Origin of the sequence: Duganella zoogloeoides (assembly GCF_034479515.1) — a bacterium.
Classification (GTDB): Bacteria; Pseudomonadota; Gammaproteobacteria; order Burkholderiales; family Burkholderiaceae_D; genus Rugamonas; species Rugamonas zoogloeoides.
Window position 1 is genome coordinate 3,283,843 of record NZ_CP140152.1, and the last position, 24,341, is coordinate 3,308,183.

The 24,341-nt window shown below is 64.7% G+C and carries 24 protein-coding genes; 10 read left to right on the forward strand and 14 right to left on the reverse strand.

Annotation, left to right across the window (positions count from 1 at the left end):
* Positions 1-63 precede the first annotated feature (63 nt).
* The 3 genes from SR858_RS14445 to SR858_RS14455 all read left to right on the forward strand — a co-directional run bounded on the left by SR858_RS14445 (position 64) and on the right by SR858_RS14455 (position 2,988).
* Complete coding sequence (locus SR858_RS14445) at positions 64-765, forward strand: response regulator transcription factor (protein ID WP_019919705.1); 702 nt, start codon at positions 64-66, stop codon at positions 763-765.
* On the forward strand, positions 758-2,044 hold the full coding sequence (locus SR858_RS14450) for a sensor histidine kinase (RefSeq protein ID WP_019919706.1): 1,287 nt from the start codon (positions 758-760) through the stop codon (positions 2,042-2,044). Before SR858_RS14445 ends, SR858_RS14450 begins: the two co-directional genes overlap by 8 nt.
* 77 nt (positions 2,045-2,121) lie before the next feature.
* Positions 2,122-2,988 carry an alpha/beta hydrolase family esterase gene (locus SR858_RS14455; RefSeq protein ID WP_019919707.1) on the forward strand — a complete coding sequence of 289 codons (867 nt, stop codon included), beginning with the start codon at positions 2,122-2,124 and terminating at the stop codon, positions 2,986-2,988.
* Positions 2,989-3,145: 157 nt separating this feature from the next.
* Here the strand turns inward: SR858_RS14455 and SR858_RS14460 are convergent, their stop codons facing one another.
* Positions 3,146-4,015: a cupin-like domain-containing protein gene (locus SR858_RS14460; RefSeq protein WP_019919708.1), complete on the reverse strand. Its 870-nt coding sequence runs from the start codon at positions 4,013-4,015 to the stop codon at positions 3,146-3,148.
* 90 nt (positions 4,016-4,105) lie between these two features.
* Between SR858_RS14460 and SR858_RS14465 the strand changes: the two genes are divergently transcribed.
* Complete coding sequence (locus SR858_RS14465) at positions 4,106-4,906, forward strand: substrate-binding periplasmic protein (RefSeq protein ID WP_026636892.1); 801 nt, start codon at positions 4,106-4,108, stop codon at positions 4,904-4,906.
* A 3-nt stretch (positions 4,907-4,909) separates the two neighbouring features.
* On the opposite strand, the gene SR858_RS14470 is transcribed toward SR858_RS14465, so the two are convergent.
* From SR858_RS14470 to SR858_RS14485, 4 genes are read right to left on the reverse strand one after another with little or no spacing between them, the layout of a single operon-like run.
* Entirely contained in the window at positions 4,910-5,230 is a 321-nt protein-coding gene (locus tag SR858_RS14470; RefSeq protein ID WP_154819691.1) for a hypothetical protein, read from the reverse strand.
* Between the two features lie 20 nt (positions 5,231-5,250).
* Positions 5,251-7,776 (reverse strand): cbb3-type cytochrome c oxidase subunit I, encoded by a 2,526-nt coding sequence (locus SR858_RS14475; protein WP_019919711.1) that lies wholly within the window; start codon positions 7,774-7,776, stop codon positions 5,251-5,253.
* Entirely contained in the window at positions 7,773-8,732 is a 960-nt protein-coding gene (locus tag SR858_RS14480) for a cytochrome c oxidase subunit II (RefSeq protein WP_019919712.1), read from the reverse strand. Before SR858_RS14480 ends, SR858_RS14475 begins: the two co-directional genes overlap by 4 nt.
* Positions 8,729-9,094 (reverse strand): c-type cytochrome, encoded by a 366-nt coding sequence (locus SR858_RS14485; protein ID WP_019919713.1) that lies wholly within the window; start codon positions 9,092-9,094, stop codon positions 8,729-8,731. The genes SR858_RS14480 and SR858_RS14485 overlap by 4 nt, the downstream gene beginning before the upstream one ends.
* A 122-nt stretch (positions 9,095-9,216) precedes the next feature.
* On the opposite strand from SR858_RS14485, the gene SR858_RS14490 reads away from it, so the two are divergent.
* Positions 9,217-10,110, forward strand: a complete 894-nt coding sequence (locus SR858_RS14490; protein WP_019919714.1) for a c-type cytochrome — start codon at positions 9,217-9,219, stop codon at positions 10,108-10,110.
* Position 10,111: 1 nt separating this feature from the next.
* On the opposite strand, the gene urtE is transcribed toward SR858_RS14490, so the two are convergent.
* The 7 genes from urtE to SR858_RS14525 all read right to left on the reverse strand — a co-directional run bounded on the left by urtE (position 10,112) and on the right by SR858_RS14525 (position 18,779).
* The gene (gene urtE / locus SR858_RS14495) at positions 10,112-10,810 is read right to left on the reverse strand and encodes an urea ABC transporter ATP-binding subunit UrtE (protein WP_019919715.1); all 699 of its coding nucleotides are present in this window, start codon (positions 10,808-10,810) and stop codon (positions 10,112-10,114) included.
* Positions 10,811-10,821: 11 nt separating this feature from the next.
* On the reverse strand, positions 10,822-11,658 hold the full coding sequence (gene urtD / locus SR858_RS14500) for an urea ABC transporter ATP-binding protein UrtD (protein ID WP_019919716.1): 837 nt from the start codon (positions 11,656-11,658) through the stop codon (positions 10,822-10,824).
* On the reverse strand, positions 11,655-12,737 hold the full coding sequence (urtC, locus tag SR858_RS14505) for an urea ABC transporter permease subunit UrtC (protein WP_026636894.1): 1,083 nt from the start codon (positions 12,735-12,737) through the stop codon (positions 11,655-11,657). Before urtC ends, urtD begins: the two co-directional genes overlap by 4 nt.
* A complete protein-coding gene (gene urtB, locus SR858_RS14510; RefSeq protein WP_407654674.1) occupies positions 12,734-14,362 on the reverse strand; it encodes an urea ABC transporter permease subunit UrtB in 1,629 nt (542 codons plus the stop codon). Before urtB ends, urtC begins: the two co-directional genes overlap by 4 nt.
* A gap of 112 nt (positions 14,363-14,474) precedes the next feature.
* Positions 14,475-15,713: an urea ABC transporter substrate-binding protein gene (gene urtA / locus SR858_RS14515; protein WP_026636895.1), complete on the reverse strand. Its 1,239-nt coding sequence runs from the start codon at positions 15,711-15,713 to the stop codon at positions 14,475-14,477.
* 66 nt (positions 15,714-15,779) lie between these two features.
* On the reverse strand, positions 15,780-16,928 hold the full coding sequence (locus SR858_RS14520) for a porin (RefSeq protein WP_322533647.1): 1,149 nt from the start codon (positions 16,926-16,928) through the stop codon (positions 15,780-15,782).
* A 105-nt stretch (positions 16,929-17,033) separates the two neighbouring features.
* Complete coding sequence (locus tag SR858_RS14525; RefSeq protein ID WP_019919721.1) at positions 17,034-18,779, reverse strand: S41 family peptidase; 1,746 nt, start codon at positions 18,777-18,779, stop codon at positions 17,034-17,036.
* Between the two features lie 120 nt (positions 18,780-18,899).
* Here SR858_RS14525 and SR858_RS14530 point away from each other — a divergent pair, with 120 nt between their 5' ends.
* From SR858_RS14530 to SR858_RS14550, 5 genes are all read left to right on the forward strand, one after another.
* Positions 18,900-19,127: a hypothetical protein gene (locus SR858_RS14530; protein WP_019919722.1), complete on the forward strand. Its 228-nt coding sequence runs from the start codon at positions 18,900-18,902 to the stop codon at positions 19,125-19,127.
* A gap of 77 nt (positions 19,128-19,204) precedes the next feature.
* Positions 19,205-20,287 (forward strand): DNA topoisomerase IB, encoded by a 1,083-nt coding sequence (locus SR858_RS14535; protein ID WP_019919723.1) that lies wholly within the window; start codon positions 19,205-19,207, stop codon positions 20,285-20,287.
* An 88-nt stretch (positions 20,288-20,375) separates the two neighbouring features.
* Positions 20,376-20,807 carry a hypothetical protein gene (locus tag SR858_RS14540; RefSeq protein WP_019919724.1) on the forward strand — a complete coding sequence of 144 codons (432 nt, stop codon included), beginning with the start codon at positions 20,376-20,378 and terminating at the stop codon, positions 20,805-20,807.
* 83 nt (positions 20,808-20,890) lie between these two features.
* Positions 20,891-21,313 (forward strand): inner membrane protein YiaA, encoded by a 423-nt coding sequence (yiaA, locus tag SR858_RS14545; RefSeq protein WP_026636897.1) that lies wholly within the window; start codon positions 20,891-20,893, stop codon positions 21,311-21,313.
* A gap of 121 nt (positions 21,314-21,434) precedes the next feature.
* Positions 21,435-21,923, forward strand: a complete 489-nt coding sequence (locus SR858_RS14550) for a hypothetical protein (RefSeq protein ID WP_154819692.1) — start codon at positions 21,435-21,437, stop codon at positions 21,921-21,923.
* 10 nt (positions 21,924-21,933) lie between these two features.
* On the opposite strand, the gene SR858_RS14555 is transcribed toward SR858_RS14550, so the two are convergent.
* The gene (locus SR858_RS14555) at positions 21,934-22,971 is read right to left on the reverse strand and encodes a DUF4034 domain-containing protein (RefSeq protein WP_019919727.1); all 1,038 of its coding nucleotides are present in this window, start codon (positions 22,969-22,971) and stop codon (positions 21,934-21,936) included.
* Positions 22,968-24,113 (reverse strand): hypothetical protein, encoded by a 1,146-nt coding sequence (locus SR858_RS14560; RefSeq protein WP_154819693.1) that lies wholly within the window; start codon positions 24,111-24,113, stop codon positions 22,968-22,970. The genes SR858_RS14555 and SR858_RS14560 overlap by 4 nt, the downstream gene beginning before the upstream one ends.
* Between the last annotated feature and the right edge of the window lie 228 nt (positions 24,114-24,341).

The following is a 24,341-nucleotide window of genomic DNA, read 5'->3' on the forward strand; positions in this document are numbered from 1 at the left end:
AATTTATCAACGCCGTGCGATGTCAGGATATCATCGCGCCATCGCTGTCACTTCCATGCCACCATGCGCCACGCTGCCCTGTCCATCCTGGTCGTCGAAGACCACCCGACCATCGCGCGCCAGATCGTGGCATTTCTCGACGGGCTGGCGTGGCAGGCCGACCACGCCGCCACCGGCGCGCTGGCCATCGACCTGGCGACCAGTAACATCTATGACGTGGTCCTGCTCGACCTCAACCTGCCCGACATCGATGGCCTGGGAGTATGCCGCGCCATCAAGGCGCGGGCGGCGCGCAATGTGCCGGTGCTGATGCTCACCGCGCGCGACGCGTTCGAGGACAAGGCGCGCGGCTTTCACGGCGGCGCCGACGATTACCTGACAAAACCGTTCGACCTGCGCGAACTGGCGCTGCGCTGCGAAGCGCTGGCCCGCCGCAACGCGTTGCACCGCGACCAGCAAACCACGATCGGCCCGCTCACGCTGCACCTGCGCGAGCGGCGCGCGCTGTGCCACGGCGCGCCGGTGGCGCTCACGCAAACCGGCTTCCGCGTACTGTCCCTGTTATGCGACGCTTACCCGCATGCGGTGGGCCGCTCGACGCTGATCCACGCGCTGTGGGGCGACGATCCGCCGGACAGCGACGCGCTGAAATCGCACCTGTACGCGCTGCGCAAGCAACTCGACCTGGCCGGCGCGCCGGACCTGATCGTCACGATTCCGCAACTCGGTTACCGCCTGGCATTGGCAAGCGGCGACCATGTTTAGGTCGATCCGCCACGGCCTGTTTGCCGCGCTGGCCGGCTTCACGGTGCTGATCTGCGTGGGCTACACGGGACTGGCGCTGGTGATTTCCTACGTCACCGAGGACATGCTGGTCGATCGCCTGCTGGCGCGCGAGGCCGACGGCATCACCGTGCACTTCCGCCAGCATGGCGAAGTCAAGCCGCCGGATTTGACGCTCATCCGCGTCTATCGCAGCGTGGCGGATTTGCCGCCCGAGGTGGAAGGCGCAGTGACGGCCGGGTTCCAGCGCGCCGAAATATCCACCGACACCGGTCCCCACTACCACCTGCGCACGCTGGATCTGCGCACGCCCGGCGGTGGGCAACGGCTGTACCTGGTGGCCGATGTCGGTCCGCTGCTGGTGGTGGCCAAGCTGTTCCAGGAAGTGGGCGGCTTGCTCACCACCGTGGCGCTCGGATTGCTGGCGCTGGCGCTGCTGCTGGCCTACCTGCTGTCACGCAGGCTGGTGGCGCCGTTGCAGGTGCTGGCGCAGGAGGTGCGCGCCGCATCGGTAGCAGCGCCAGGTAAGGCGGTCCGGTTCAGCGCCAGCGGCCGGCGCGACGAAATCGGCTACCTGGCCGACAGGCTGGGCGCCACCATCGGCGACCTGCACGCGGCGCTGCAACGCGAAACCGATTTTACGCGCGACGTGGGGCACGAATTGCGCACGCCGCTGACCGTGATGCAGAACGCGCTGTCGCGCAGCGGTGGTGCCGGTGCCGGTGCGTTCGCCGGTGGTAACGCTGGCGTCGGGGCTGCGGCTGGCGCCAGCGCTGCAATTGGCAGCGCCGACGCGGAACAGTTACGCGAAGGAGTATCGGAAATGCGCGCTACTGTTGACGTGCTGTTCGCGCTGGCGCGCGCAGAACACATCGCTGCCGAGACCTTCGATCTGCGCGCCCTGAGCGAAGAGCGGTTGCTGCGCCTGGTCGAGGACGAGGGCTGGGACACAGCTGGCCTGGTGCTGGCACTGCCGGAACGGCTGCCAGCAACAGGCAACCGCCACCTGTGCGGCCTTCTGCTCGACAACTGCCTGCGCAACGCCGTCTTCCACGGCGGCGCCGGCTGCCGCCTGCAACTGGCGTTCGCGGACGGCACGCTCGCCATCGTCAACACGGTGGCGCCGCAACAACCGGCATCCACGCACGGTTTCCGCCACGGCCAGCACCTGCTGCTGCGCATTGCGGCGGCGATGCGGTGGCAGATCGCTTTCGACGCGGTGGAAGACGGCTACCGCGTGACCATCACGCCAACCATTTAAAAAATACGGAAAATTTCACCGGCATTTCACCAGCGCCCCTGCATGCTGCGACCTCCACCCAACAGCCGGAGTCGCACATGAAAATTCTCGTCAGCCTGTTGCTGATCGCCTGCACCACCGTCCCCGCCGCCGCGCTGGCCCAGGTCAAGTCGCTGGTGCACAAGGACGAAAAGCGCCGCTACCTGGTTTACACGCCGCCATCGTACGACCGGCAGCCGCAAAAATCCTACCCGGTCGTGTTCAATTTCCACGGCAGCGGCATGACCATGGCCGAGCAGATGCTGTACACGCAGATGAACCGCGCCGCCGACCGCCACCAGTTCATCGTGGTGTATCCGGCAGGCGTCAAGCAGGACTGGAACGTGGGCTTCGGCATGTCGTACCTGGACGGTCCCGACGATATCGGCTATACGCAGGCGCTGCTGGCAAAGCTCAAGCAGGACTACCGCGTCGATGACCGGCGCGTGTACGCCACCGGCCTGTCGCGCGGCGGCTTCTTCGCCCTGCGCATCGCCGCCGAACTGCCGCAACTGTTCGCGGCTGTCGCCTCGGTCGGTGCGCCGATGCCCGAACCGGTCATTGCCCATCACACCGGCAAAGGAAAAATAGGCGTACTGCAGCTGCACGGCACTGCCGACCAGGTGGTGGCCTACGCCGGCAAGCCGGCCGGCTACCTGTCAGCCGAGGCGACCTACACCTACTGGCTCGAGCGCAACGGCATCGCCGCAGGCACCGCCACACCGGTCGAGATCGGCGCCGACGTCAGCTGGCAAGAACAGAGCAATGGCCACCAGCGCGTCGCCCTGGCCACGATCCGCGACGGCGGCCACACCTGGCCCGGCGCCGATCCCTTCAACATCGGCCTGCCAATCGGCAAAACCACCACCACCGTCGACGCCAACGAAACCATCTGGCAATTCTTCACCCACCACCACCACCGCTAACTTCGGGGTCAGTGCCGACATTCGGACATCGCGGAACTTTTTTGTTGAAGCTAACAACAACGGAAAAGTTCAAAAATGTCCGAATGTCGGCACTGACCCCTGAAGTTCTCTGACCCCTGAAGTTCTGACCCCTGAAGTTCTGACCCCTGAAGTTGGGTCAGGTGAGGGAGTACGGGACGCCGCGCGCCCAGTGGTTGGAGGACAGCGAGAACGTCAGCGCGCGCACCTGGTGGTACCAGCCGGCGGGAACGAACAGCATGTCGCCGGGGTTGACGATCACTTCGACGCAGTTGGCCTGGCGCGCCAGCGGGTAGCGGTCGTAATCGGGCGCTTCGGGGTCGAACGGGGAGCCGAACAGGATGGCGTTCGCTTCCTTCGGGTACAGGAATTCGTCATGGTGCGGCGGCGCCAGGTAGATGCGCTTGGTGCCCCAGATTTGCGCGAACACGTTATCGTCGTAGTCGCAGTGCAGCGGCGTCATGGTGCGCACGGGGCCGAGCCAGAAACGCGGCGGTCCCATTTTCTGGAAGTAGCCGGGCCAGTGGCACATGCTGTTCAATTCCCGCAGTTCGAGGTTGCCAACATAGGGCGGCAAATCGTCGGCGCCAGCCAGCGAGATATCGAGGTATTCGCGCATGGTCATGTCGCGCATCGGGCGGTCGGCGGCAAAGGCGTTGGCGATGTAGTCGCCCACGCGGGCGCGTACCGGCACGTCGCCATATTGTTCGCGCAGCTGCTCCGGCGTAAGGCGGCACAGCGGCCAGCGGTCCACCACGCCCGTGATCAGGAATGGCAGCCCTTGCGCGGCACGGGCGCGGAAGGCCGCTGCGTCGAGATGGCCATAGCGCGGCACTTCCGTGATCGCGGGCAGATCGCGGCTCACGCGGCGGATGGCGTGGCGCATTTCATCGATCGACGGCACGCCGCGCACCTGGGCGTCTTTCAGCTCGCGCGCGTGCTTTCTGGCCAGTGCCTCTTCGGGCGTGTCGATGAATTTTCGGGGCGGCAGGCGTGATTCTCTGGACATGCTGGGCAATGGTTGTGAGGGCAATGAAACAAAAGGCGGTAGTATACCGGTTCGTCACGCTCTCAACGATCCATGATGCAAACCGGCGGCATGCGTATTTTTCGACTTTCCCTCGCAGCCGCGCTGCTGGCCGGCGGCGTGGCGCGCGCGGCCGACATCCCGGTCACCATTTATGCCGATGCCGGCTACCCGCCCTATTCCTACGACAAGGATGGCAAAGCCGCCGGCCTGTATCACGAAATCGTGAAGGCCGCGCTGGCGCGCATGCAAGGTTACAAGGTCGATATCAAGCCGGTGCCGTGGAAGCGCGGCATGGCGCTGCTGCAGTCGGGTGCCGGCTTTGCGCTGTATCCGCCGTACATGAACACCAAGGACGAACCGTGGACCTGGCCCTATTCGCGCCCGCTCTACGAGGAACACGTGGTGGCGTTTTGCCGCAAGGACCTGCTGGGAGGCCGCGGCCGCACGCGCTGGCCCGAAGATTTTTATGGTCTCACCATCGGCAACAATTCCGGCTTCATCGTCGGCGGCGAAGCGTTCGACCAGGCGGTGCGCGATGGCCGCATGCGGGTGTCCGAAGCGCGCGACAGCGCCACCAACATCCTCAAACTAAAGCTGGGCCGTATCGACTGCTACATCAACGACCGCTATTCGATCGCGTGGACCATGCGCCAGCTCAAGGCCGAAGGCCGCATCAACGACCGCGCCGGCCAGGCCGAGGTGGTGGAAGCAGCAGTGATCGCGGTGAAGAACGGCTATCTCGGCTACACCAACCGCGACCAGGGACGCTTCCCGTTCAAGGCCGACTTCGTGCGCCAGTTCGATACCGCCATCGACAGCCTCAAACGCAGCGGCGAACTCGATCGCATCGTGCGCGGCTACCTCAAGTAGCACTCAGACCGACGCGGGCCCCGAACACATCTCGACCATCAGCATCGGCACGCACGTCCACACGATGGCCACCAGCGACAGCGCGGCCGTCACCAGCGTGGCCCAGTCGTGCAGTGCCGGTGCGGCATCGCCCTGACGGCAAACACGGCGCAGCGACCGGGCGAACAACAGCGCTGCCGCCCCCACCGCCAGCACCGACACCGCGCCCAGCACCCACACCGGGTCGCCGCCGCGCTGGCAGGCCACTGCCGCATACGCGTAGCAAAAGAAGAAATGCACGCCCCAGATCACCAGCGGCAGCACGGCGGTCAAAGTGCGGGTCAATAAACGGTCCTGGGCGCGCATCATGGCTCCATCAGCTTGGGCAGCACTTGCAGCACTACCGCGATGATCACGCCCTGCAGCGTGGCGTAGTGCCACACCAGCGCGCAGTTGTCGAGCGTGGCGCGGTTGACGGCGGACAGCCGGCCGGTCCACGACCGTGCGATCAGATACACGGCAAGGATGGTGAGCACCACCGCGTGCAGTCCCTGGTACGACAGCATGGCGGCAATCGTCGCCGCCCAGGCGTTGGCGGTCGGATCGAGACCGGCCAGGAACTGGCTGCGCAAGTCGCCGGCAAAGGCGCCCAGCACGCAGGCCAGCGCCACCAGCACGAGCAGCCGGTGCATGCCAGATTTACCGTCGCTGCGGCGGGTCCATTCGATCAGCGCCGAACCAATGATCAACAGGCTGCACGAGAGCAGCGGCCAGATCGCGTCCGGCACGCGGCTGCCCGGCGGCGGGCACACGTCGAGCCGCATGGTGGTGTGAATGTGGGCGAACAGGAACGACGCGAAGATGGTGCCATCGACCACCAGCATGATCATCGTGCCCCACCACGAGTGCGATGCCGGCCCGCTGGCGCCCACCGGCAGCGTCACCGTGTCGCTCACCTTGGCGGTGCGCTGCATCGGCAAGCGGTCCGACTGCCACATCCAGATCACCATCGCCACCACGGCCACCACGCCGCAGGTGGCCGAGACCAGGGTCCACTGGATAGTGAGCAGCAGGAAGAAGCCGGCCGTGCCCACGGCAGCGATCAGCGGCCACCAGCTGTCGGTGGGCAGCACTTGCAGGTACAGCGGGCGCGCACTGATCGGGCTGGTGATGATGGTTTCGCGGCGGCCGGTGACGGTGCCGGGCAGCCAGTGCCGGCCCTCCGGCACTTCGGTCATCAGCTCGGGACGGTCCCACAGCGGCTCGTGCGAGCGCACGTCCGGGATGCTGCGGGTGGCGTAGTCTTCGTTCGGGATCCACTCCAGGGTGGCGGCGTTCCACGGGTTGCCGGCGTCGCCCTTGGGCAGACGCAGCGTGCGCACCGCATCGACGATGAACAGCAGCACACCGAGCGCCAGGATCAGCGCGCCGATCGACGACGCCAGGTTGTAGCCATCCCACCCCATCTCGGTACCGTACGTGTACACGCGGCGCGGCATGCCGAGCAGGCCGGCGATGTGCATCGGGAAGAAAGCCAGATTCATCCCCACGAACATCATGCCGAATACCCAGCGCCCGACTTTTTCGGACAGCTTGTTGCCGTTAATGAGCGGCATCCAGTAATACATGGCCGCGAACATCGGGAACACCAGCCCGCCGATCAGCACATAGTGCAGGTGGGCGACGATGAAATACGTGTCGTGCGCCTGCCAGTCGAACGGCAGCAGCGCCACCATTACACCGGTCAGGCCACCGAGCACGAAGATGAACATGAAACCGAGCAGGAACAGCGTGGGCGCGACCATGCGCATCTGGCCGCGCCACATGGTGGCGAGCCACGCAAACACCTGCACCCCGGTCGGTATCGCCACGGCCATGCTGGCCGCAGACACCAGGCTGGTTTCCAGCACGCCCAGGCCGGCCGTAAACATATGATGCGCCCACAAGGCAAAGCTGAAGAAGCCCACGATCACCAGCGCGGCGACGATGGACCTGTGGCCGACCAGCTGCGTGCCGGCCAGCGCCGGGATCATGGTCGATACCATGCCGGCCGCCGGCAGGAAGATGATGTACACCTCGGGATGGCCGAAGAACCAGAACAGGTGCTGCCACAGCACCGGGTCGCCGCCGCGCGCGGGAATGAAGAATGGCCAGTCGAATGCGCGCTCCATTTCCAGCAGGGTGGTGCCGGCGATGACCGCCGGGAAGGCAAACACGATCATCACGCCCACCACCAGCATGGCCCACGCATACACCGGCATGCGCGCGAGCGTCATGCCCGGCGCACGGGTAAACAGGATGCCGACGATCAGTTCGATGGCGCCGGCAATCGCGGAGATTTCGATAAAACCGATCCCCAGCAGCCAGAAGTCGGCGTTCAGACCCGGCGAATACTCCTTGCTGGTGAGCGGCGGGTACATGAACCAGCCGCCATCGGGCGCCAGGCCCACGAACAGGCTGGTGAAAAATCCGAGGCCGCCCACGGCGTAGGCCCAAAAGGCATACGCGGACAGGCGCGGAAACGGCAGGTCGCGCGCACCCAGCATGCCGGGCAGCAGGTACACGGCAATCGCCTCCACCACGGGGATCGCAAACAGGAACATCATCACCGTGCCGTGCATGGTGAACACCTGGTTATAGGTGGCAGGCGTGAGCAGGCCGGCGTCGGGCACGGCCAGCTGGGCGCGGATCATCAGGCCCAGGATGCCGGCCAGCACAAAGAACAGCAGCGCGGTGCCAATGTACAGCAGGCCGATATTGGTGTTGTTGACAGTGGTGAGAAACGCCAGGCCGCGCGGCGTGCGCCACACGCGTTCGAGCTTTTCCACCTCGTCGGGCGGTCGTGGCAGGGAGCTGGGCAGCTCGTTCATGGTGTCGCTTGCTGCGGTCATTTCAAACTTTCCAGGTAAGCGGCCAGCGCGGTGAGCGTGGCGGGGTCCATGTCGGTACTGGCGGGCATGCGCACGCCGGGCTTGGCCACGTGCGGGTTGGCGATCCACGCGGCCAGGTTGGCGCGGTTGTTCGGCTGGGCGCCGGCGCCCAGGTACAGGCGGCTGCCGAAGTGCGTGAGGTCGGGTGCATTGATTTGCGCTGCCTGCACCGTGGGCACGGCGACGGCCGGATCATCGACACCGCGCACCGTGTGGCAGGCGCTGCACCGCTGTTCGACAAAGGCGCGGCGGCCGCGTTCCACCTGGGCGCTGGCGGCTGTCGATGCCGGCCGCGCCTGCGCTGCCAGCCAAGCCTGGAATTGGTCGGGCGGCTGCGCCACGATGTGCAGTGCCATGCGCGCATGCTGCTCGCCGCAGTATTCGGCGCACTGGGCGCGATACACGCCGGCGCGGTCGGCCTGCAAGGTCATGCCGTGCACGCGGCCCGGGATCATGTCCACCTTGCCGGCCAGCGACGGCGCCCAGAAGCTGTGGATCACGTCCGCGCTGGAGAGGCCCAGGTACACGGGCTGGCCCACCGGCAGGCGGATCTCGTTGGCCAGCACGATGTCTTCGCGCCCGTCGGGGTGGCTGTAGCGGATCTCCCACCACCACATGTGGCCGATGACGGCGATCTTGACCGCGTGCTGCGACGACGGCTGGCTCAGTTGGACGGTGCGCCAGGTGCCGAACACCAGCAGCGCCGACAACAGCACCAGCGGCAGCAGCACGCCGCCACCGAGCAGCCAGTACATCGGGCGGATTTTCTCGCCACGCCGCAGGCTCAGGGCGCACAGCACCATCACGCCGACAAACAGCACGGTGCCGCCGATGAACAGGATCCAGCTCAATTGCGTGATGATGGCGGCATCGGGTCCGGCCGGATGCAGCACCGACTGTTGTGCGAAATTGCTCATCGCAGCTCCGTCAGGTAGGCGGCCATGTGGCGCGCATCGTCGAGCGAGACGCCCATGGCCGGCATGGTGGTGCCGGGCTTCATGGCGGCCGGATCGACGATCCAGCGCGCCAGCGCCTCGGGCGCGTTGGGCACGTGGCCGGCGATATAGCTGCGGCGCCCATACCCGTCGAGCGCGGGACCGATCACGCCGCGCGCGGCCGGCACCTCGGCAATCGCGTGGCACGAGCCACAGTGGTATTGCGCCAGCAGCAGTTTGCCGCGCGCTGGGTCACCGCTGGCCGGTGCGAGCGGCGCTTTGTCACCGTTGTCGCAGCCGGCCAGCAAGGCGGCGCACAACAACAGCAGGGAATAAACAGGCATGCGCACGATAGCAATCCGGTGTTAGTCATTGAATAGATATAATACAAGAAACACATTAATTTCATAAAGGCAACAGAACGCGTGCTTGCATGCCGCTGCCTCCTCTCGTACCAGGAAAATCGATGATCAACACCCGCCGCCGCCTCATCCTTACCACTGTTGCCGCCACGCTGGCGGCTGCTGGCGTCGTGGGCGGGATCATCGGCCTGGCGGTACTGTATGGTGGTTTTTATAATATTAGCGCCACCAAGTCGCATTTCCCGCAAGTACACCGGATCCTCGAACGCGGCTTGCTGGAGTCGGTCAGCTTTCATGCGCGCGATGTGCAGGTGCCGAAAGAGATCACGCTGGAAGCGGATACACCGCCCGGCGCGCCTTCGGCAGCGTTCCGCGCCAAGCCGCAGGTGGTGCGCGGCGCCGGCCTGTACCGCGACAACTGCGTGGTGTGCCATGGTGCGCCGGGCGTGGCGCAGGGCGATATCGGCAAGAGCATGCAGCCCGTACCCGGGCCGTTGTCGGACGCGGCGCGCCGCTGGCGCCCGAATGAGCTGTACTGGATCACGCGCCACGGTATCAAGATGAGCGGCATGCCGGCGTGGCAGTACCACCTGGCGGAAGAAGATATCTGGGCGGTGGTGGGCTTCCTGGTCGCCCTGCCCTCGATGACGCCGAAGGACTACGCGGACATCACCACGCAGTCAGGCGCGCAACCGCGTGCGCCGCGGCCATCGTTCGCGCAACCGGACGTGGAGCGCGGCCGCCTGGCGTTCACCCAGTACGCGTGCCACGCCTGCCACATGGTGCCGGGCGTAGTGGGGTCTGAGACGTCGGTGGGGCCCGCACTGGGCGACCTGAAGTCGCGCAAGTTCATCGCCGACGATTTGCCAAACGATGCCGCCAACCTGGCCCACTTCATCCGCGATCCGCAAGCCATCAGCCCCCACAGCGCCATGCCGGCCATGGGCGTGACCGAATCGGACGCGCGCGACATGGCGGCGTACCTGCTGGCGCAATAACTTATACCGCCAGGTGGCGCTTGACCTCCGGGTCGCCCATCTGCGCCTGCATGCCCGCCGCCACCACTTCCCCGCGCGAGAGCACCATGAACTGGTCGGCCAGCTCGTGGGCAAAATCGAAGTACTGCTCACACAGCAAAATCGCCATGTCGCCCCGTTCGCGCAGCAGCCGGATCACGTTGCCGATATCCTTGATGATCGACGGCTGGATGCCTTCGGTGGGCTCATCGAGAATGATCAGCCTTGGCTCGGCCAGCAAGGCGCGCGCGATCGCCAGTTGCTGTTGCTGTCCACCCGATAAATCGCCACCGCGCCGGTGCAGCATCGATTTGAGCACAGGGAACAGTTCGTACACTTCACCCTTGATGGTGCTGGCCTTTTTGCCGCTGTGGGTCGCCAAGCCCATCAGCAGGTTTTCTTCCACCGTCAGCCGCGCGAAAATTTCGCGGCCCTGCGGCACGTAGGCGATGCCGGCCCGCGCGCGCTGGTGCGGCGCCAGGCGGGTGATGTCGCGCCCTTCCAGCCTGACCGTGCCGCTCGCTGCCGGCAGCACGCCCATCAGGCATTTCAGCAGCGTGGTCTTGCCCACGCCGTTACGGCCCAGCAGCGCCATGCACTTGCCCCGTTCCAGTTCGAGCGAGACGCCCCGCAGCGTGTGCGCGGCGCCGTAGTACTGGTTGATATTTTCCACTTGCAGCATGTCGGTTCCCTTCAGCGTCCGAGATAGACTTCGATCACACGTTCATCGGACTGCACTTGCGCCATCGTGCCCTGCGCCAGTACCGAGCCTTCGTGCAGCACCGTCACCACGCCCTGCTGGGCGATCTCGGTGACGAAACCCATGTCGTGTTCGACCACCATGATCGAGTGCTTGCCGCGCAATTCGTTGAGCAGTTCGGCCGTGCGCGCGGTTTCGGCGTCGGACATGCCGGCCACCGGTTCGTCGAGCAGGATCAGTTGCGGCTCCTGCATCAAGAGCATGCCGATTTCAAGCCACTGCTTCTGGCCATGCGACAGCAGGCCGGCCATGCGCGTTTCGCTGCCGTTCAGGCGGATCAGGCGCAGGATCTCGTCGATCTTGCCCTTCTGCTCCGAACTCAATCGGGCGAACAGCGTGGGGCGCACGCGCTTGTCGGCCTTCATCGCCAGCTCCAGGTTTTCGAACACCGTGTGGTGCTCGAACACCGTGGGCCGCTGGAACTTGCGGCCGATGCCGGCGTGGGCGATCTGGTGTTCGGCCATTTTCGACAAATCCATGGTCTGGCCGAAGAATGCGGTGCCGGTCGTGGGCCGCGTTTTGCCGGTGATGACGTCCATCATCGTGGTCTTGCCAGCGCCATTGGGGCCGATAATGCAGCGCAGTTCCCCCACCGAGATATCGAGCGACAGCTTATTCAGGGCGCGAAAGCCGTCGAACATCACCGTGATCTCTTCCAGGTACAGGATGGCGCCGTGCGAGGTATCGACGCCATGGCCGGCCACGCGGCCGTACGACGGGCCCTGCGCGCCGATCACGTCCGGGCCGTTGTTGATTGCGTTGGCTATCATGCTTGCTCCTTGCGCCAGCGCGCGGTCAGTCCTGCCAGCCCTTGCGGCAGGTAGATGGTCACCAGGATGAAGATCAGGCCCAGGGCGAACAGCCACAGGTCGGGGAAGGCGCCGGTGAACCAGCTTTTTAGGCCGTTGACCGAGAACGCACCGACGATGGGACCGAGCAGCGTGCCGCGGCCACCGACGGCGGCCCAGATCACCATTTCGATTGAATTGGCCGGCGACATTTCGGACGGGTTGATGATGCCCACCTGCGGCACGTACAGCGCGCCGGCAATCCCGCACAGCACCGCCGACAAGGTCCACACGAACAGCTTGAACCACAGCGGGTTGTAACCGATGAACATCAGACGCGACTCCGAATCGCGCACACCCTGTAGCACGCGGCCCAGGCGCGACTTGACGATGGCGCGGCACAGCAGCAAGGCGCCCAGCAGCGCGGCCAGCGTCACCAGGTACAGCACGGCCTTGGTACCGGGCGCGCTGATCGAGTATCCGAGGATGCGCTTGAAGTCGGTAAAACCGTTGTTGCCGCCAAAGCCGGTGTTATTGCGGAAGAACAGCAGCATGAACGCATACGTCATGGCCTGCGTGATGATGGAGAAGTACACGCCCTTGATGCGCGAGCGGAAGGCGAAGTAGCCGAACACGAAGGCCAGCATGCCGGGCACCAGCACCACCAGTGCCAGGCAGTACCAGAAGCTGTCGGTACCGGCCCAGAACCACGGGTAGGTTTTCCAGTCGAGGAAGACCATGAAGTCCGGCAGGTCGCTGGCGTAGCTGCCTTCGCGGCCGATGGCGCGCATCAGGTACATGCCGTGGGCATAGGCGCCCAGCGCGAAGAATACACCGTGGCCCAGCGACAGGATGCCGGCGTAGCCCCACACCATGTCCAGCGCCAGCGCGGCCAGCGCGTAGCACATGAATTTGCCGATCAGGCTCACCATGTAGCTCGGTACGTGCAGCGGGTGGCCGTCGGCAAACAAGAGGTTTAATAATGGCAGCGCCGCCAGCACCACGCAGCACACCACGATGCCGGTCCACGCCTGCCGGGAAAAAAGAGATGGGGATGTCATTCTACGCTCCTGCCTTTCAGGGCAAACAGGCCTTGCGGGCGTTTCTGGATAAAGACGATGATGAAGACCAGGATGCCGATCTTGGCCAGCACGGCGCCGGCAAACGGCTCCAGGAATTTATTGGCTTCACCGAGGCCGAAGGCGGCGATGATGGTGCCGGCCAGTTGGCCCACGCCACCGAGCACCACGACCATGAACGAATCGACGATGTACGCCTGCCCCAGGTCGGGCCCAACGTTACCGAGCTGCGACAGCGCGACGCCACCCAGGCCGGCGATGCCGGAGCCGAGGCCGAAGGTCATCATGTCGATCTTGGCGGTCGATACGCCCACACAGCCGGCCATGCGGCGGTTCTGCATGACGGCGCGCACGAACAGGCCGAGACGCGTCTTGTTCAGGATCAGCCACACGCCAGCGACGACCACCAGCGAGAACACGATGATGACGATGCGGTTATAGGCCAGCACCAGGTTGCCCAAAACCGTCACACCGCCCGTCATCCAGGCGGGATTGGCCACTTCCACGTTTTGCGCGCCGAAGATGGTGCGCACGGTCTGCATCAGGATCAGGCTGATGCCCCAGGTGGCCAGCAGGGTTTCGAGCGGCCTGCCATACAGCCAGCGGATCACGGTGCGCTCCATCGCCACGCCCACGGCTGCCGTCACGAGGAAGGCGGCCGGCAGCGCGGCAAACAGATAGGCGTCGACCGCCGACGGAAAGTAGTGGCGGAAGGCCATCTGGCACATATAGGTGGTGTAGGCGCCGATCATCAGCAACTCGCCGTGCGCCATGTTGATGATGCCCATCAGGCCGAACGTGATGGCCAGGCCGAGGGCAGCGAGCAGCAGCACGCTGCCCAGAGAAATGCCGTAAAAGACATTGCCAAGGAACTCGGTGCGCGCCAGGCGGCTGTCGATCGCGGCCAGGGTTTTGGCGGCGGCCACGCGCACGGCTTCGTCAGGCTCCACCGGGGTGCCGTCGTCATTCTTGTCCTGCATCGCTTGCAGGGCCGGGCGCAGGCTGGCGTTGCTGCTGCCGGCCAGCGCTTCCACTGCCGCCTTGCGGCGCGCGGCGTCCGGCGACTGCAGGTTGGCAGTTGCCGCGACCAGTTGCAGCTGTTCGCGAATCTGGGGGTCCTGTTCGGCGGCCAGCGCCTTGTCGATCAGCGGGGCCTGCGCAAAGGTCACGCTTTTTTGCAGCTCGCCCACGGCGGCTGCGCGTTCGGCGCGGTCTTTCGAGAACAGCTTGAGCGCCGACAGCGCCTCTTCGACGGCGCCGCGCAGGCGGTTGTTGAGCATCACGCCGTCCAGGCCTTCGGGCATGGGACCGGTGGTATCGAGCACGGGATCGTAGGCCTGGTCGTCGGTGACGATCAGCAGGCGGCCGTCCGGGGTTTTGTAGAGCGCATCGTTGTTCAACGCGGTGAGCAGGCGGGTGGCGTCGTCGTTGGCGAGGGCGCCGATTTTTGCGATGGCCTCGAGCTTGGGATCGAAGTCGTCGCCGGCCAGGGGGGCCAGTAACGCCGGGGCGATGGCTGCCTGCGCCCCGCCGCACAGCAGCAGGCAGGCGATGAATAGGAGTTTTTTCACTTGGTGTTTCCTGTCGGGGGAAATCATGCTCGGCATGGATCCCCGCGTACGCGGGGATAACGGAGGGCGCAGTGGTAATGCTGCGTGCTCCGTTGGTTTGGGCGGAGCCGCAGCAGTTGACATTGCCCGCTCCGCCAGTCAAAGCGCCTTACAGTTTTTGCTTGGCCTCGTTACCCTTGATGTAAGGGCTCCACGGCTGCGCGCGCACCGGGCCCGGGGTTTTCCAGACCACGTTGAACTGGCCGTCACCGCGAATCTCGCCGATGAATACCGGCTTGTGCAGGTGGTGGTTGGTCGGGTCCATGGTCAGGGTCATGCCCGACGGCGCCTTGAAGGTCTGGCCGGCCATCGCGGCGATCACCTTGTCGGTGTCGGTCGATTTGGCCTTCTCCACCGCCTGGGCCCACATGTGGATGCCCACGTAGGTCGCTTCCATCGGGTCGTTGGTGACCACGGTTTTCGCGTTCGGCAGCTTCTTGGCGACGGCGTACGCTTTCCACTTCTTGATGAAGTCCGCGTTGACCGGGTTCTTGATCGACTCGAAGTAATTCCAGGCCGCCAGGTGGCCGACCAGCGGCTTGGTATCGACGCCGCGCAGTTCTTCCTCGCCCACCGAGAACGCCACCACCGGCACGTCGGTTGCCTTGATGCCGGCGTTGCCCAGCTCCTTGTAGAACGGCACGTTGGAGTCGCCGTTGATGGTGGAGATCACCGCCGTCTTGCCGCCGGCCGAGAACTTCTTGATGTTGGCGACGATGGTCTGGTAGTCGGAGTGGCCGAACGGGGTGTACACCTCGTCGATGTCGCTGTCTTTCACGCCCTTGGATTTCAGGTAGGCGCGCAGGATTTTATTGGTCGTGCGCGGATAGACGTAGTCGGTGCCCAGCAACACGAAGCGCTTGGCGCTGCCGCCCTCCTTGCCCATCAGGTAGGCCACGGCGGGAATCGCCTGCTGGTTCGGCGCGGCGCCGGTGTAGAACACGTTCTTTTCCAGTTCCTCGCCCTCGTACTGCACCGGATAGAACAGCAGGCTGTTGAGCTCCTTGAACACCGGCAGCACCGACTTGCGCGACACCGACGTCCAGCAGCCGAAGACGGCAGCAACCTTGTCCTGGGCGATCAGCCCGCGCGCCTTTTCGGCAAACAGCGGCCAGTTCGAGGCCGGATCGACGACGACCGCTTCGAGCTTCTTGCCCATCACGCCGCCCTTGGCGTTGATCTCGTCGATGGTCATCAGGGCCACGTCCTTGAGCGACGTTTCCGAGATGGCCATGGTGCCGGACAGCGAGTGCAGGATGCCGATCTTGATCGTGTCCGCGGCCTGGGCCAGGCCTGGCAGCAGGCTGCCGGCGGCGACCAGCGAGGTGGCGGCGGCGATGCGGGTCATGGTGCCGATGAAGTCGCGGCGATTACGAATTGGGTTTTTCATGGTCGGGCTCCGGAGATGGTGGGATTAGTATTGGAGTTGCAGGGTTACGGCAAACTTGTCGGTGTCGCCGGCACGGGTGATCTTGGTCTTCGAGTACACGGCGCTCACTTGCGCGTTGTAGCCGTCGATGATGTAGTTCACGCCCGCATCGACCTGCTTGGTATCGATGTTGGTGTCGGCGCTGAACTTCTGGTAGCGGGCGAACGGTTGCAGCTTGCCCCAGCCGGCCTTCTGTTCGAAGATGTACGAGGCGCCGGCCGAATAAGCCTTGCCCTGTTCGGAGAGCACGATGTTGTCGGTGTCGTAGTCGTAGTACGCGGCTTCGATGGCAACGGCGCCCGAGCCCTTGAAGCGTTTCTCCATCAGGAAGTCGACGTTGTAGGAGCTGTATTTGCCGGTGCGCGCCACGGTCAGGATGCCGTCTTTCTGGTAGCGGCCCGCCACGCCGATCGACAGGATGTCGGCATTGCCCAGGTAGTTGCCGGTGCCGTAGTAGCCCGGTTCCGCATCCCAGAAGTCGTATTGCAGGCGGCCCGCGTACATCAGGGCGTCGTCGGCTTTCACGCCGGCCGCATTGGCCTGCGACTGGGTGAGCGTGCCGATGCCCAGGGTGTGGCCTTCGAAGGCGCCGAACGAGTAACCGAGCTTGCCGTCGGCCACATTGCCCCACACGACCACGCCGTCGTCGCGGCCACGGAAAATGCCGCCGTTGTAGCCGTAGCGCGAGGCCACGCCGGCCCAGTAGCCGCCGCCCAGCGAGTAGTACGGGCCGGCCATATTGGCGCGGTCGGACGGCGACAGCAGGCGGCCGGCCCAAATATTGAATTCCGGTGAAATGGCAAACTGGCCGGCGGCATCCAGCACGCGGATCTTGTCGCCGTCCCACTCGGTGTTGAACATGCCCTTGATGTTCTTGTTGAGCGTGGCGCCGAAGTACAGGCGGCCGCTGTCCAGGTTGAAGTCGCTGGAGCGCTTGCCGCCGCCGGGCGCGCCGTCTTCGGCACTGGTGTAGCTTTCGCGCAGGCCGAAGCCCACGGAGACCGATTTTTCGTCGTCGATCTTGATGGTGGCCCCGGCGTGGGCATGGCCCACGGCGCAGGCGCCGGCCACCAGCGCGGCGGCTGCCAACAAGCTTCTACCGCTGCTGCGGCTGTTCTTCGTTACACGACCCATTCCATTCCCCTTGTTTTGGCTAGTCTTGAACCTGTTGATCAAAGGGTTTGCGCCTTTGACATGTTGCAAGATTAGCCAGCGGGGTCCGGTCGGGGAATACGTCAATTAACGTAGTGGTGGTGATGCAACCTCGCCGCCGCGCGTTTTTAGGTGGCGCAGTGCGGCGGCAGCGCGCTCCAGCGCCAGGTCGCGCCCTGCGCGCAGGTCGGCAACCGTCTGCGGCACCTCGACATCGGGCGCGATGCCCTGGCCGACGAACGTGGAGCCGTCGGCATAGACGTCGCGCTTGACGCAGATGCGCGCCCAGCCGCCGCCGGGCAAGTAGAAACCCAGCGGCTGGCCGGTGCTGCCGCCGGTGGTTTCGCCTACGACGATGCCGCGTTTCATGATCCTGAACATGGCGGTGAAATCCTCGGCGGCAGACAGCGTCCGGACGCTGGTGAGCACCGCGACAGGGCCGTCGAACACCTGTTTTTGCGCATGCTTGTGCTCGTAGCCGCTGCGGCTCCAGTCGATGATCGGGCTACCCTGAGCGCGGGCGAAGACGTTGTCATTGCGGGTCATGCTATCCATGAACCTGATCGGCGCGCGGGTAAGATGCGCGAGTACCTGCAAGCCGTAGCTGCCATTGCCGCCGCCATTGCGGCGCACATCGATGACCAGTCCTTTGGCCGCCAGAATGTGCGGCAGCGCCGCCTCGAACGCCTTGACGGCGCTGTCGTCGCCGAACTGGTCGAGCGCGATATAGGCGATGCCGCCGTCCAGCAGTGTGAGGCCGGCGGCAGGCGGGGCGGTGACGGGGCCAGAGCGGGCCACCGTTTCGGTCCGCTCGGCGCCGTCCGGCGCACGCAGTCCGACCACCACCGGCCGCGTGGCGTCGCCGGCAAACAGCTGGTCGTTGAACGTGCGCGCATCGCGGTCGCGCTGCGTGTTGGCGCTGACCAGCGGGGCGACGCGCTCGCGCCCGTACTGGCGCACCGGCACGCCGTCGATGGACACGACTTCGTCGCCGCGCCGGATGCGCGCCGCCAGGTCGGCTTTGCCCACTTGCAGCACGATGACCTTGTCCTCGATCAGCGCCGTACTTACCGGCGCCGTTGCATAAAACACCTGCGCCAGCTGTTGCGGCGCGATGATGTTGGTGTGGGCATCGTGCAGCAGTGGCGCCAGCGTCATCATCACGCGATAGTAGTCCTCGGTGGTGGGGGCGGCAATCACCTGGGCCAGGTAGTCCATGTACACCTGGTCCCACTGCAACTGCGGCACATGGTCGAAATAGACGAAATTGCGCCGGGCCTCGGCCCAGAACAGCGACAGGCCGGCTACCTTTTCTTCCGTCGTGAGTACCGGCTTCCAGGGCGTGGCGATGGCCGACGCATTGTAGAGCCGTTCGGGCAGCATCATGGCCGCCTGCAGCGCCCGGAAACGCGGCTCGTCGCGCAGCGCCGCCAAGCCCTCGTGCGCCAGTGCGCGCTCGATGGACGGCTTCCACGCCAGGTTGGCCAGCCGTTCCAGCGCCGCCAGCGCTGCCTGCTTGTTGCCCAGCTTTACATGGGCCGACGCCTGCGAATACTCGAGATTGACCTGTTCGGCGATCAGCGATTTGTCGCCAAACGCCTGTTCCCTCGCCGCAGGAGTGGCCAGGTAATCGAGCGCCTGCTGGTACAGCGCCACCGCGCGCTGCACATCCTCCGGCTTCGCCCCGGGGCCGGACAGCGGTTCCGCCTCTGCCCGCAGCGCTTGGGCGTACTGGAGACTGCTGCTGGCGTTGGCATCGGTTGGTGGGAGGGCGGCGGCGTGGCCGAGCGAGGTGGCAACAGCCAGGGCAATGGCAATAACAGTACGCTGCATGGAAAGGGTTCAGTGAGAAGGTGGCGGATGTTGCCATAAAAGCATAGCCGCCGCAATCAAGGAAGTGGCAGCCGCCGTCGCGGCGTGTCAGAATACCGGCTTCACTTTGAAGGAACCGCCATGACCGTATTTGCCGCCGCTGTTTTCGATGCCACCGTGATCTACCAAGGCAATGAACTGTTCAAGGGCCAGGGCGCCGCGCGCGGCTGGGCCGAAAAGCTGGCCCGGGAACTCGAATGCCCGATCGACGTCGAAAAGATCGGCACCGGCTGGGCGCTGGTGGGCACTGTCGATGGGGAGCCGCGCAAGTGGGGTATCGTCGGCCAACGTTTAAAGAGTCTGGACTGAGGTCGGTGCGTTCGCGCACAACGCGTCGCGGGCGCCGGGAGTAGCATCGTTACGATACTGCTCAACGAAGGACAGCGATGAAGCGCGACGACTTACCTGAAGTACCGGGCGGCGTGGCCGATGCGCCAGCTGCCGCCAAATCGGCCGGCCTGCGCTACGTGCACGACGACCAGCCCGGCATCACCCGCAAGCAGCGCGGCAAAAATTTTCACTACGTCGATGCCGACGGCGCCGCCGTCAAGGACGAAGACACGCTTGCGCGCATCAAATCGCTGGTGATTCCTCCCGCCTACCAGGACGTCTGGATCTGCAAGCACGCCAACGGCCACCTGCAAGCGACGGGGCGCGACGCGCGCGGGCGCAAGCAGTACCGCTACCACCCCAAGTGGCGCTCGGTGCGCGACGAATCGAAGTACGAGCGCATGCTCAGCTTTGGCAAGGCGCTGCCGAAGATCCGCCGCGCGGTGGACGAATCGCTCAAGCTGCCCGGCCTGCCGCGCGAAAAAGTCCTGGCCACCATCGTCTATTTGCTGGAGGCGACCATGATGCGGATCGGGAACGAAGAGTACGCGCGCGAAAACAAGTCGTTCGGGCTGACCACGCTGCGCGAACGCCACGTGCGGCTCGACGGCAGCAAGGTGGAATTCCGTTTTCGTGGCAAGAGCGGCGTCAATCACGCGGTGCAGGTGCAGGACCGGCGCCTGGCCAACATCATCCGCCGCACGCTCGACTTGCCGGGGCAGGACCTGTTCCAGTACGTCGATGACGACGGCAATCCGCACACGGTCGGTTCGGCCGACGTGAACGAGTACCTGCAAGGCATCGCCGGCGAGGATTACACCGCCAAGGATTTCCGAACCTGGTCCGGCACCGTGCTGGCGGCAGTGGCCCTGCTCGAGTATGAAAAATTCGACTCCGAGGTGCAGGCCAAGAAGAACGTGGTGGCCGCGATCGAATCGGTGGCCAAAAAGCTCGGCAATACGCCGACCATCTGCCGCAAGTGCTACGTGCACCCGGCCGTCATCGAAACCTACCTGAGCGGCGCCATGAAAACCGCGCTGCGCAAACGCGCGCAGCAGCAGTTGCAGGACGACGTGCATGCGCTGCGGCCCGAAGAGGCGGCCGTGCTGGCGCTGTTGCAGCGGCGTTTGCAGCCGTAGCGTGCCTTACGCGCGTTCAGGCGGCCCACGTTCGGGCGGCCCGCGCTCGGGTTAGAATCGGCTTTTAACCACCTGTGCGCCGACGACCATGTCACCCGCCCTGCCCTTCCCGATCCGCAAGGAATGCCCGCCCGGCGCATGCGAGTGCCGCCACGGCGAGCTGCTGGACGCCTGGGAGCGCGACCCGGCCACCGACATCCGCATCCTGCGCCTGACACGCGAAGAAGAAAAAGCGCTGGTCGCGCGCATCGAAGCGATCGACAACTACGAGGCGCTGGGCCGCATCGAGCAGCGCCTGTACGACCTGCTGGGCATCCGCCTGACGATTACCCCCAGCGCCAACGGCGTGCGCACCGTGCGGGGCCTGACCATCAGGCTGGCCGACCAGCCCGGCCTGTGCCGCCGCACGCGCGAGATACTGCCCGCGGCGGTACGGCGCTGCCTGGCCGAGCACCCTGACATCGTGTATGCGCTGCTCGATGCCCGCGATTTGCTGGGAAATATTCCAGATCAATCGTAGCTTGCCAAGCGTCAAGATGGAAACGCCTGCTTCTGGTGTGATGGTCAATGGGCATTCCCATCACCACCATCGGAAGGAAACTCATGACTGAACCCTCTGTCCCCCACGCGCCAACCGCTGCCTTTATCGGCGCCTCCTGGCTGGCCCTGGTTGCCGGCGCCGCCACCTACCTGATCGGCCTGTTCAACGCCGAGATGGCCTTGAACGAAAAAGGCTATTACCTGACGCTCCTGATGTATGGTCTGTTTTCGGCGGTCTCGCTGCAAAAATCGGTGCGCGACCGCGCGGAAAGCATCTCGGTGAGCGGCCTGTACTTCGGGCTGTGCTGGCTGTCTCTGCTGCTGGCCTTGCTGTTGCTGCTGATCGGCTTGTGGAACGCCAACCTGGCGCTCAGCGAAAAAGGCTTTTACGGCATGGCTTATCTGCTCAGCCTGTTCTCCTCGGTAGCGGTGCAGAAAAATGTGCGTGACGTGAGCCTGGTCCGGCAAGCAGCGCCGGCGAAATAGAACCAACGGGGAAAGCCGGCGCGAAGGACCGCGCTGGCAGTCTTCGTGCCTGAAATAAATTCCTTTCGGGGTTATCCAAAGTATATGATGTCCGCAGTGCATTCCGCCGAGACAAGGACACATGAAAATTCCCTCGTTGATCAACCTGGCAACCGCCCTGGCCATCGCCATGGCAAGCGGGTCAGTTGCTGCCTCCTGTAATGTCCGGCCAGGTCTTGCATCGGACACTGCGCAAACTATCGTTGAACTGGCGGTGCATAACAGCAGTGCTGTGTTCACCGCCCAGGTCACCGCAATCGAGTACATTCCGGCCGAGGACCAGCAAGTCAAGGGCCGAAAGATGCAGGTGGTGAAGCTGGCAACGGGCACATGGTGGAAAGGCACGCCAAGCGAGCAGATTACTCTGCACACCAATATACCCAGGGATGCCGACGGCACCGACTACATCGTCTCGACCGAGTACCGGTACGAAGTGGGACGCAGTTACCTGATTTACGCGACCAGCGCCGGCGGCCACCTGTACGCCGACGGCTGCACCCGAACGCGCAAGCTCGCCGCGGCGACCGGCGATATCACAGAGCTCGATGCATTGAAGGCCCAGGCCAACTAGCCCGGCAGGCTCAGGTCTGCTGCGCCCACTTGGTACAGGTCTCGAAGGCGCGCTGCGGATTCACTCCCCAGGAGCCCGCGATGAAGCCGGTGCCGATTTCGCCCAGCAGGCGCTGCAAGGTTGGCCTGTCCTTGGCAATGCAGGCCACGTAGGCATAGTTGTTGCGCCGGGCGGCGCCGTCCGGGTAGCGTGCCAGCATGTCCTCGTAGCCCTGTTTCATCTTGTCCCAATCCGCGTAGCTCGACTCGAACAACGCCGCGCCGAACTGGTTGTCCATGGCGTCCGCATACAGGCGCGCATACATGCCGGTGCCGAACTTGGCGCTGGTGGCGGCGGTCACCTTGCGGATGTATGTATCGAGCACCTTCGGGTTGCCGCCCCACTTGGGCACCAGCCCGAGAGCGACCATGAAATACAACTGGATATCGTCGGGATTGCGCGCGATGCCCGCCTCCGCGATCGCCTCCATCCGGGCCTGGTCCCACGACAGGCCGCGGCCGATCTCGAGCAGCACCATATGGCCGGAGCTGTCGGTCGATACCAGGTCCATGTGCTGCTTGACATAGGCGAGAGCCTGCTCCACGTAGCGCTGGTAATAGGCCCAGGCTTCGGGCGGGACGTCCTTGACATAGCTGGTGCCGCGATAGGATTGGGCGTGCGCCAGCAGCGACCGCGCATGCAGGATGTGGGCGCAAGCCGATTGCGGATTGTCGCGGGCCCACTGCAAGGTCAGGGCATCGAGTTCGCTCAGGTAAGCCTCGCTGTTCTTGACCACGTAGGAGAACACGGTGTTGGTCCCGGTACGGAAATAATCGAGCCGGTTGCGGCCATTGGTCTCCAGCGGGCCCGGTTGCCGGTAAGTCGCGTTCATTTTGTCGAGCGCGGCAAAATCGCCTGTCCAGAAGGCTTCCGTGGCGGCCAGCTGGACCGGAGATACTGCCGGCTTGTCGTTGGCGGCGCCGACAGGCCCGGCCCAGGCCAGCGCAGTAGCCAGCGCCAGTGCGCGCACCAGGCCCGCGCGGCGTTGCGTGTTCGATGTAGTGCTCATTGACTTGCCTCCCCGGCCGCCTTGGCAGGCGTGCCCTCTTGCTCATACGTTATGCCCCATACCAGCTTGACCTCCGGCGGTAGCGGAATCCCGGTTACCGCGCCCATCGCCGGATTGAGGCCGCCCTTGAGCGTCCCCTTGTCGAAAGTATCTTCGAAAGCAATCGGACGCATGCCGCGGATGCCGGGCACGGTGATCTCGCGGGCCGACACGGTGGCGCGCACCGGTTTGCCGCTGGCGTCGAAGGTGCGGCGCACCTTGGTTACCCCGCTGACGCCATACCGGCTGGCCAGCCCGGGAAAGGCCGGCCTGCCGTCGGCCCGCTCTTCGGGCGCCTCGCCGGCCGGCGGGTCGAACGCCCTGCCGAAACGGACCGTGGCGGTGACCAGGGTGCCGTAGCGGAAGGCATTGAGGGCAGTCGCCGGCGCCACGCCTTGCGCCAGGCTTTCCATGAGCCACCAGCGCTGCGCATGGCAGTTGACCTCCGGCGGCAGATCGTCATAAGGGCGGCCTTCCGACAGCAGCAGCCAGGCCAGCACCGGCGGCAACGGTGTCAACGGCCGCTTGCCGCCGCTGGCGATGCCCGCCACGGCATCGACAATCTGCTGCCGCGCTGGCGTTTCCGGCCACGGCAACGGTTCGGCATGCGGCTTGCCCCAGCGCTCCAGCAGGCGGGCTTCGGCTTCCAGCGCGGCTGCACGCTGCGCTGGCGGCATGACCTGGATGCGCGCGATCCGGCGGGCAAAGTCGGCCGTGTGCGGCAACTCGCCGATCTTGCACGCCGCAGGGGAAGTCTTGATCAGCTCGATCGTGGCGCGCTCGTAGGCCGCGTCGCCCGGTTCGATATGCCAGTACGCCAGTTCGTTGAGCACCCGTGCCGCTACTGCGGTATAAGCCAGCCGCGCCTTTTGACTGGTCGTATCGTTGAGGGCGAGTTTTTCTTCCAGCAGCCAGCCTGGCAGCTGGTTCTCGATACGTTTTACCTGGTCTGCACCGATTTTTTCGGCAGCGGTGCGCAGTTCAGGATCGAGCTGCTGTACCTTGGGCACGGTGAAAGCGCGCGCCACTTCCTTTTTAAGACTGGCCAACATTTCGGCCTGTTGCGGATATTCCTGCCCCTCCGCTGCAGTGGCCAATGCCATACTGCCCGCCGCTGCCATGACCGCCACCTGCAACAATCCGATTCCGATTCGTTTCAATTCATGCCTTTCTTTTTATCTCACTTGCTCACACGCAATCCACCAGCGTGATTAAGCATGATCGATAGCAAATAGTCAATACCAATGATCGCTCACGGGGTTGAGCACCAGCTTATTGCCGAAAAGATATTTCTCGCTTACAGTCTGATATAGAAATCAATCACGGGAATT

What these genes read in the sequence shown, in the direction of transcription:
- urtB (WP_407654674.1), bottom strand. Translation starts at nt 14,362, where the DNA reads ATGCCGAGCATGATTTCCCCCGACAGGAAACACCAAGTGAAAAAACTC.
- SR858_RS14530 (WP_019919722.1), top strand. Translation starts at nt 18,900, where the DNA reads ATGACCGTATTTGCCGCCGCTGTTTTCGATGCCACCGTGATCTACCAA.
- urtC (WP_026636894.1), bottom strand. Translation starts at nt 12,737, where the DNA reads ATGACATCCCCATCTCTTTTTTCCCGGCAGGCGTGGACCGGCATCGTG.
- SR858_RS14465 (WP_026636892.1), top strand. Translation starts at nt 4,106, where the DNA reads ATGCGTATTTTTCGACTTTCCCTCGCAGCCGCGCTGCTGGCCGGCGGC.
- yiaA (WP_026636897.1), top strand. Translation starts at nt 20,891, where the DNA reads ATGACTGAACCCTCTGTCCCCCACGCGCCAACCGCTGCCTTTATCGGC.
- SR858_RS14560 (WP_154819693.1), bottom strand. Translation starts at nt 24,113, where the DNA reads ATGGCATTGGCCACTGCAGCGGAGGGGCAGGAATATCCGCAACAGGCC.
- SR858_RS14555 (WP_019919727.1), bottom strand. Translation starts at nt 22,971, where the DNA reads ATGAGCACTACATCGAACACGCAACGCCGCGCGGGCCTGGTGCGCGCA.
- SR858_RS14480 (WP_019919712.1), bottom strand. Translation starts at nt 8,732, where the DNA reads ATGAGCAATTTCGCACAACAGTCGGTGCTGCATCCGGCCGGACCCGAT.
- SR858_RS14450 (WP_019919706.1), top strand. Translation starts at nt 758, where the DNA reads ATGTTTAGGTCGATCCGCCACGGCCTGTTTGCCGCGCTGGCCGGCTTC.
- urtD (WP_019919716.1), bottom strand. Translation starts at nt 11,658, where the DNA reads ATGATAGCCAACGCAATCAACAACGGCCCGGACGTGATCGGCGCGCAG.
- SR858_RS14540 (WP_019919724.1), top strand. Translation starts at nt 20,376, where the DNA reads ATGTCACCCGCCCTGCCCTTCCCGATCCGCAAGGAATGCCCGCCCGGC.
- SR858_RS14445 (WP_019919705.1), top strand. Translation starts at nt 64, where the DNA reads ATGCGCCACGCTGCCCTGTCCATCCTGGTCGTCGAAGACCACCCGACC.
- urtA (WP_026636895.1), bottom strand. Translation starts at nt 15,713, where the DNA reads ATGACCCGCATCGCCGCCGCCACCTCGCTGGTCGCCGCCGGCAGCCTG.
- SR858_RS14475 (WP_019919711.1), bottom strand. Translation starts at nt 7,776, where the DNA reads ATGACCGCAGCAAGCGACACCATGAACGAGCTGCCCAGCTCCCTGCCA.
- SR858_RS14485 (WP_019919713.1), bottom strand. Translation starts at nt 9,094, where the DNA reads ATGCCTGTTTATTCCCTGCTGTTGTTGTGCGCCGCCTTGCTGGCCGGC.
- SR858_RS14550 (WP_154819692.1), top strand. Translation starts at nt 21,435, where the DNA reads ATGAAAATTCCCTCGTTGATCAACCTGGCAACCGCCCTGGCCATCGCC.
- SR858_RS14460 (WP_019919708.1), bottom strand. Translation starts at nt 4,015, where the DNA reads ATGTCCAGAGAATCACGCCTGCCGCCCCGAAAATTCATCGACACGCCC.
- urtE (WP_019919715.1), bottom strand. Translation starts at nt 10,810, where the DNA reads ATGCTGCAAGTGGAAAATATCAACCAGTACTACGGCGCCGCGCACACG.
- SR858_RS14455 (WP_019919707.1), top strand. Translation starts at nt 2,122, where the DNA reads ATGAAAATTCTCGTCAGCCTGTTGCTGATCGCCTGCACCACCGTCCCC.
- SR858_RS14525 (WP_019919721.1), bottom strand. Translation starts at nt 18,779, where the DNA reads ATGCAGCGTACTGTTATTGCCATTGCCCTGGCTGTTGCCACCTCGCTC.
- SR858_RS14490 (WP_019919714.1), top strand. Translation starts at nt 9,217, where the DNA reads ATGATCAACACCCGCCGCCGCCTCATCCTTACCACTGTTGCCGCCACG.
- SR858_RS14535 (WP_019919723.1), top strand. Translation starts at nt 19,205, where the DNA reads ATGAAGCGCGACGACTTACCTGAAGTACCGGGCGGCGTGGCCGATGCG.
- SR858_RS14520 (WP_322533647.1), bottom strand. Translation starts at nt 16,928, where the DNA reads ATGGGTCGTGTAACGAAGAACAGCCGCAGCAGCGGTAGAAGCTTGTTG.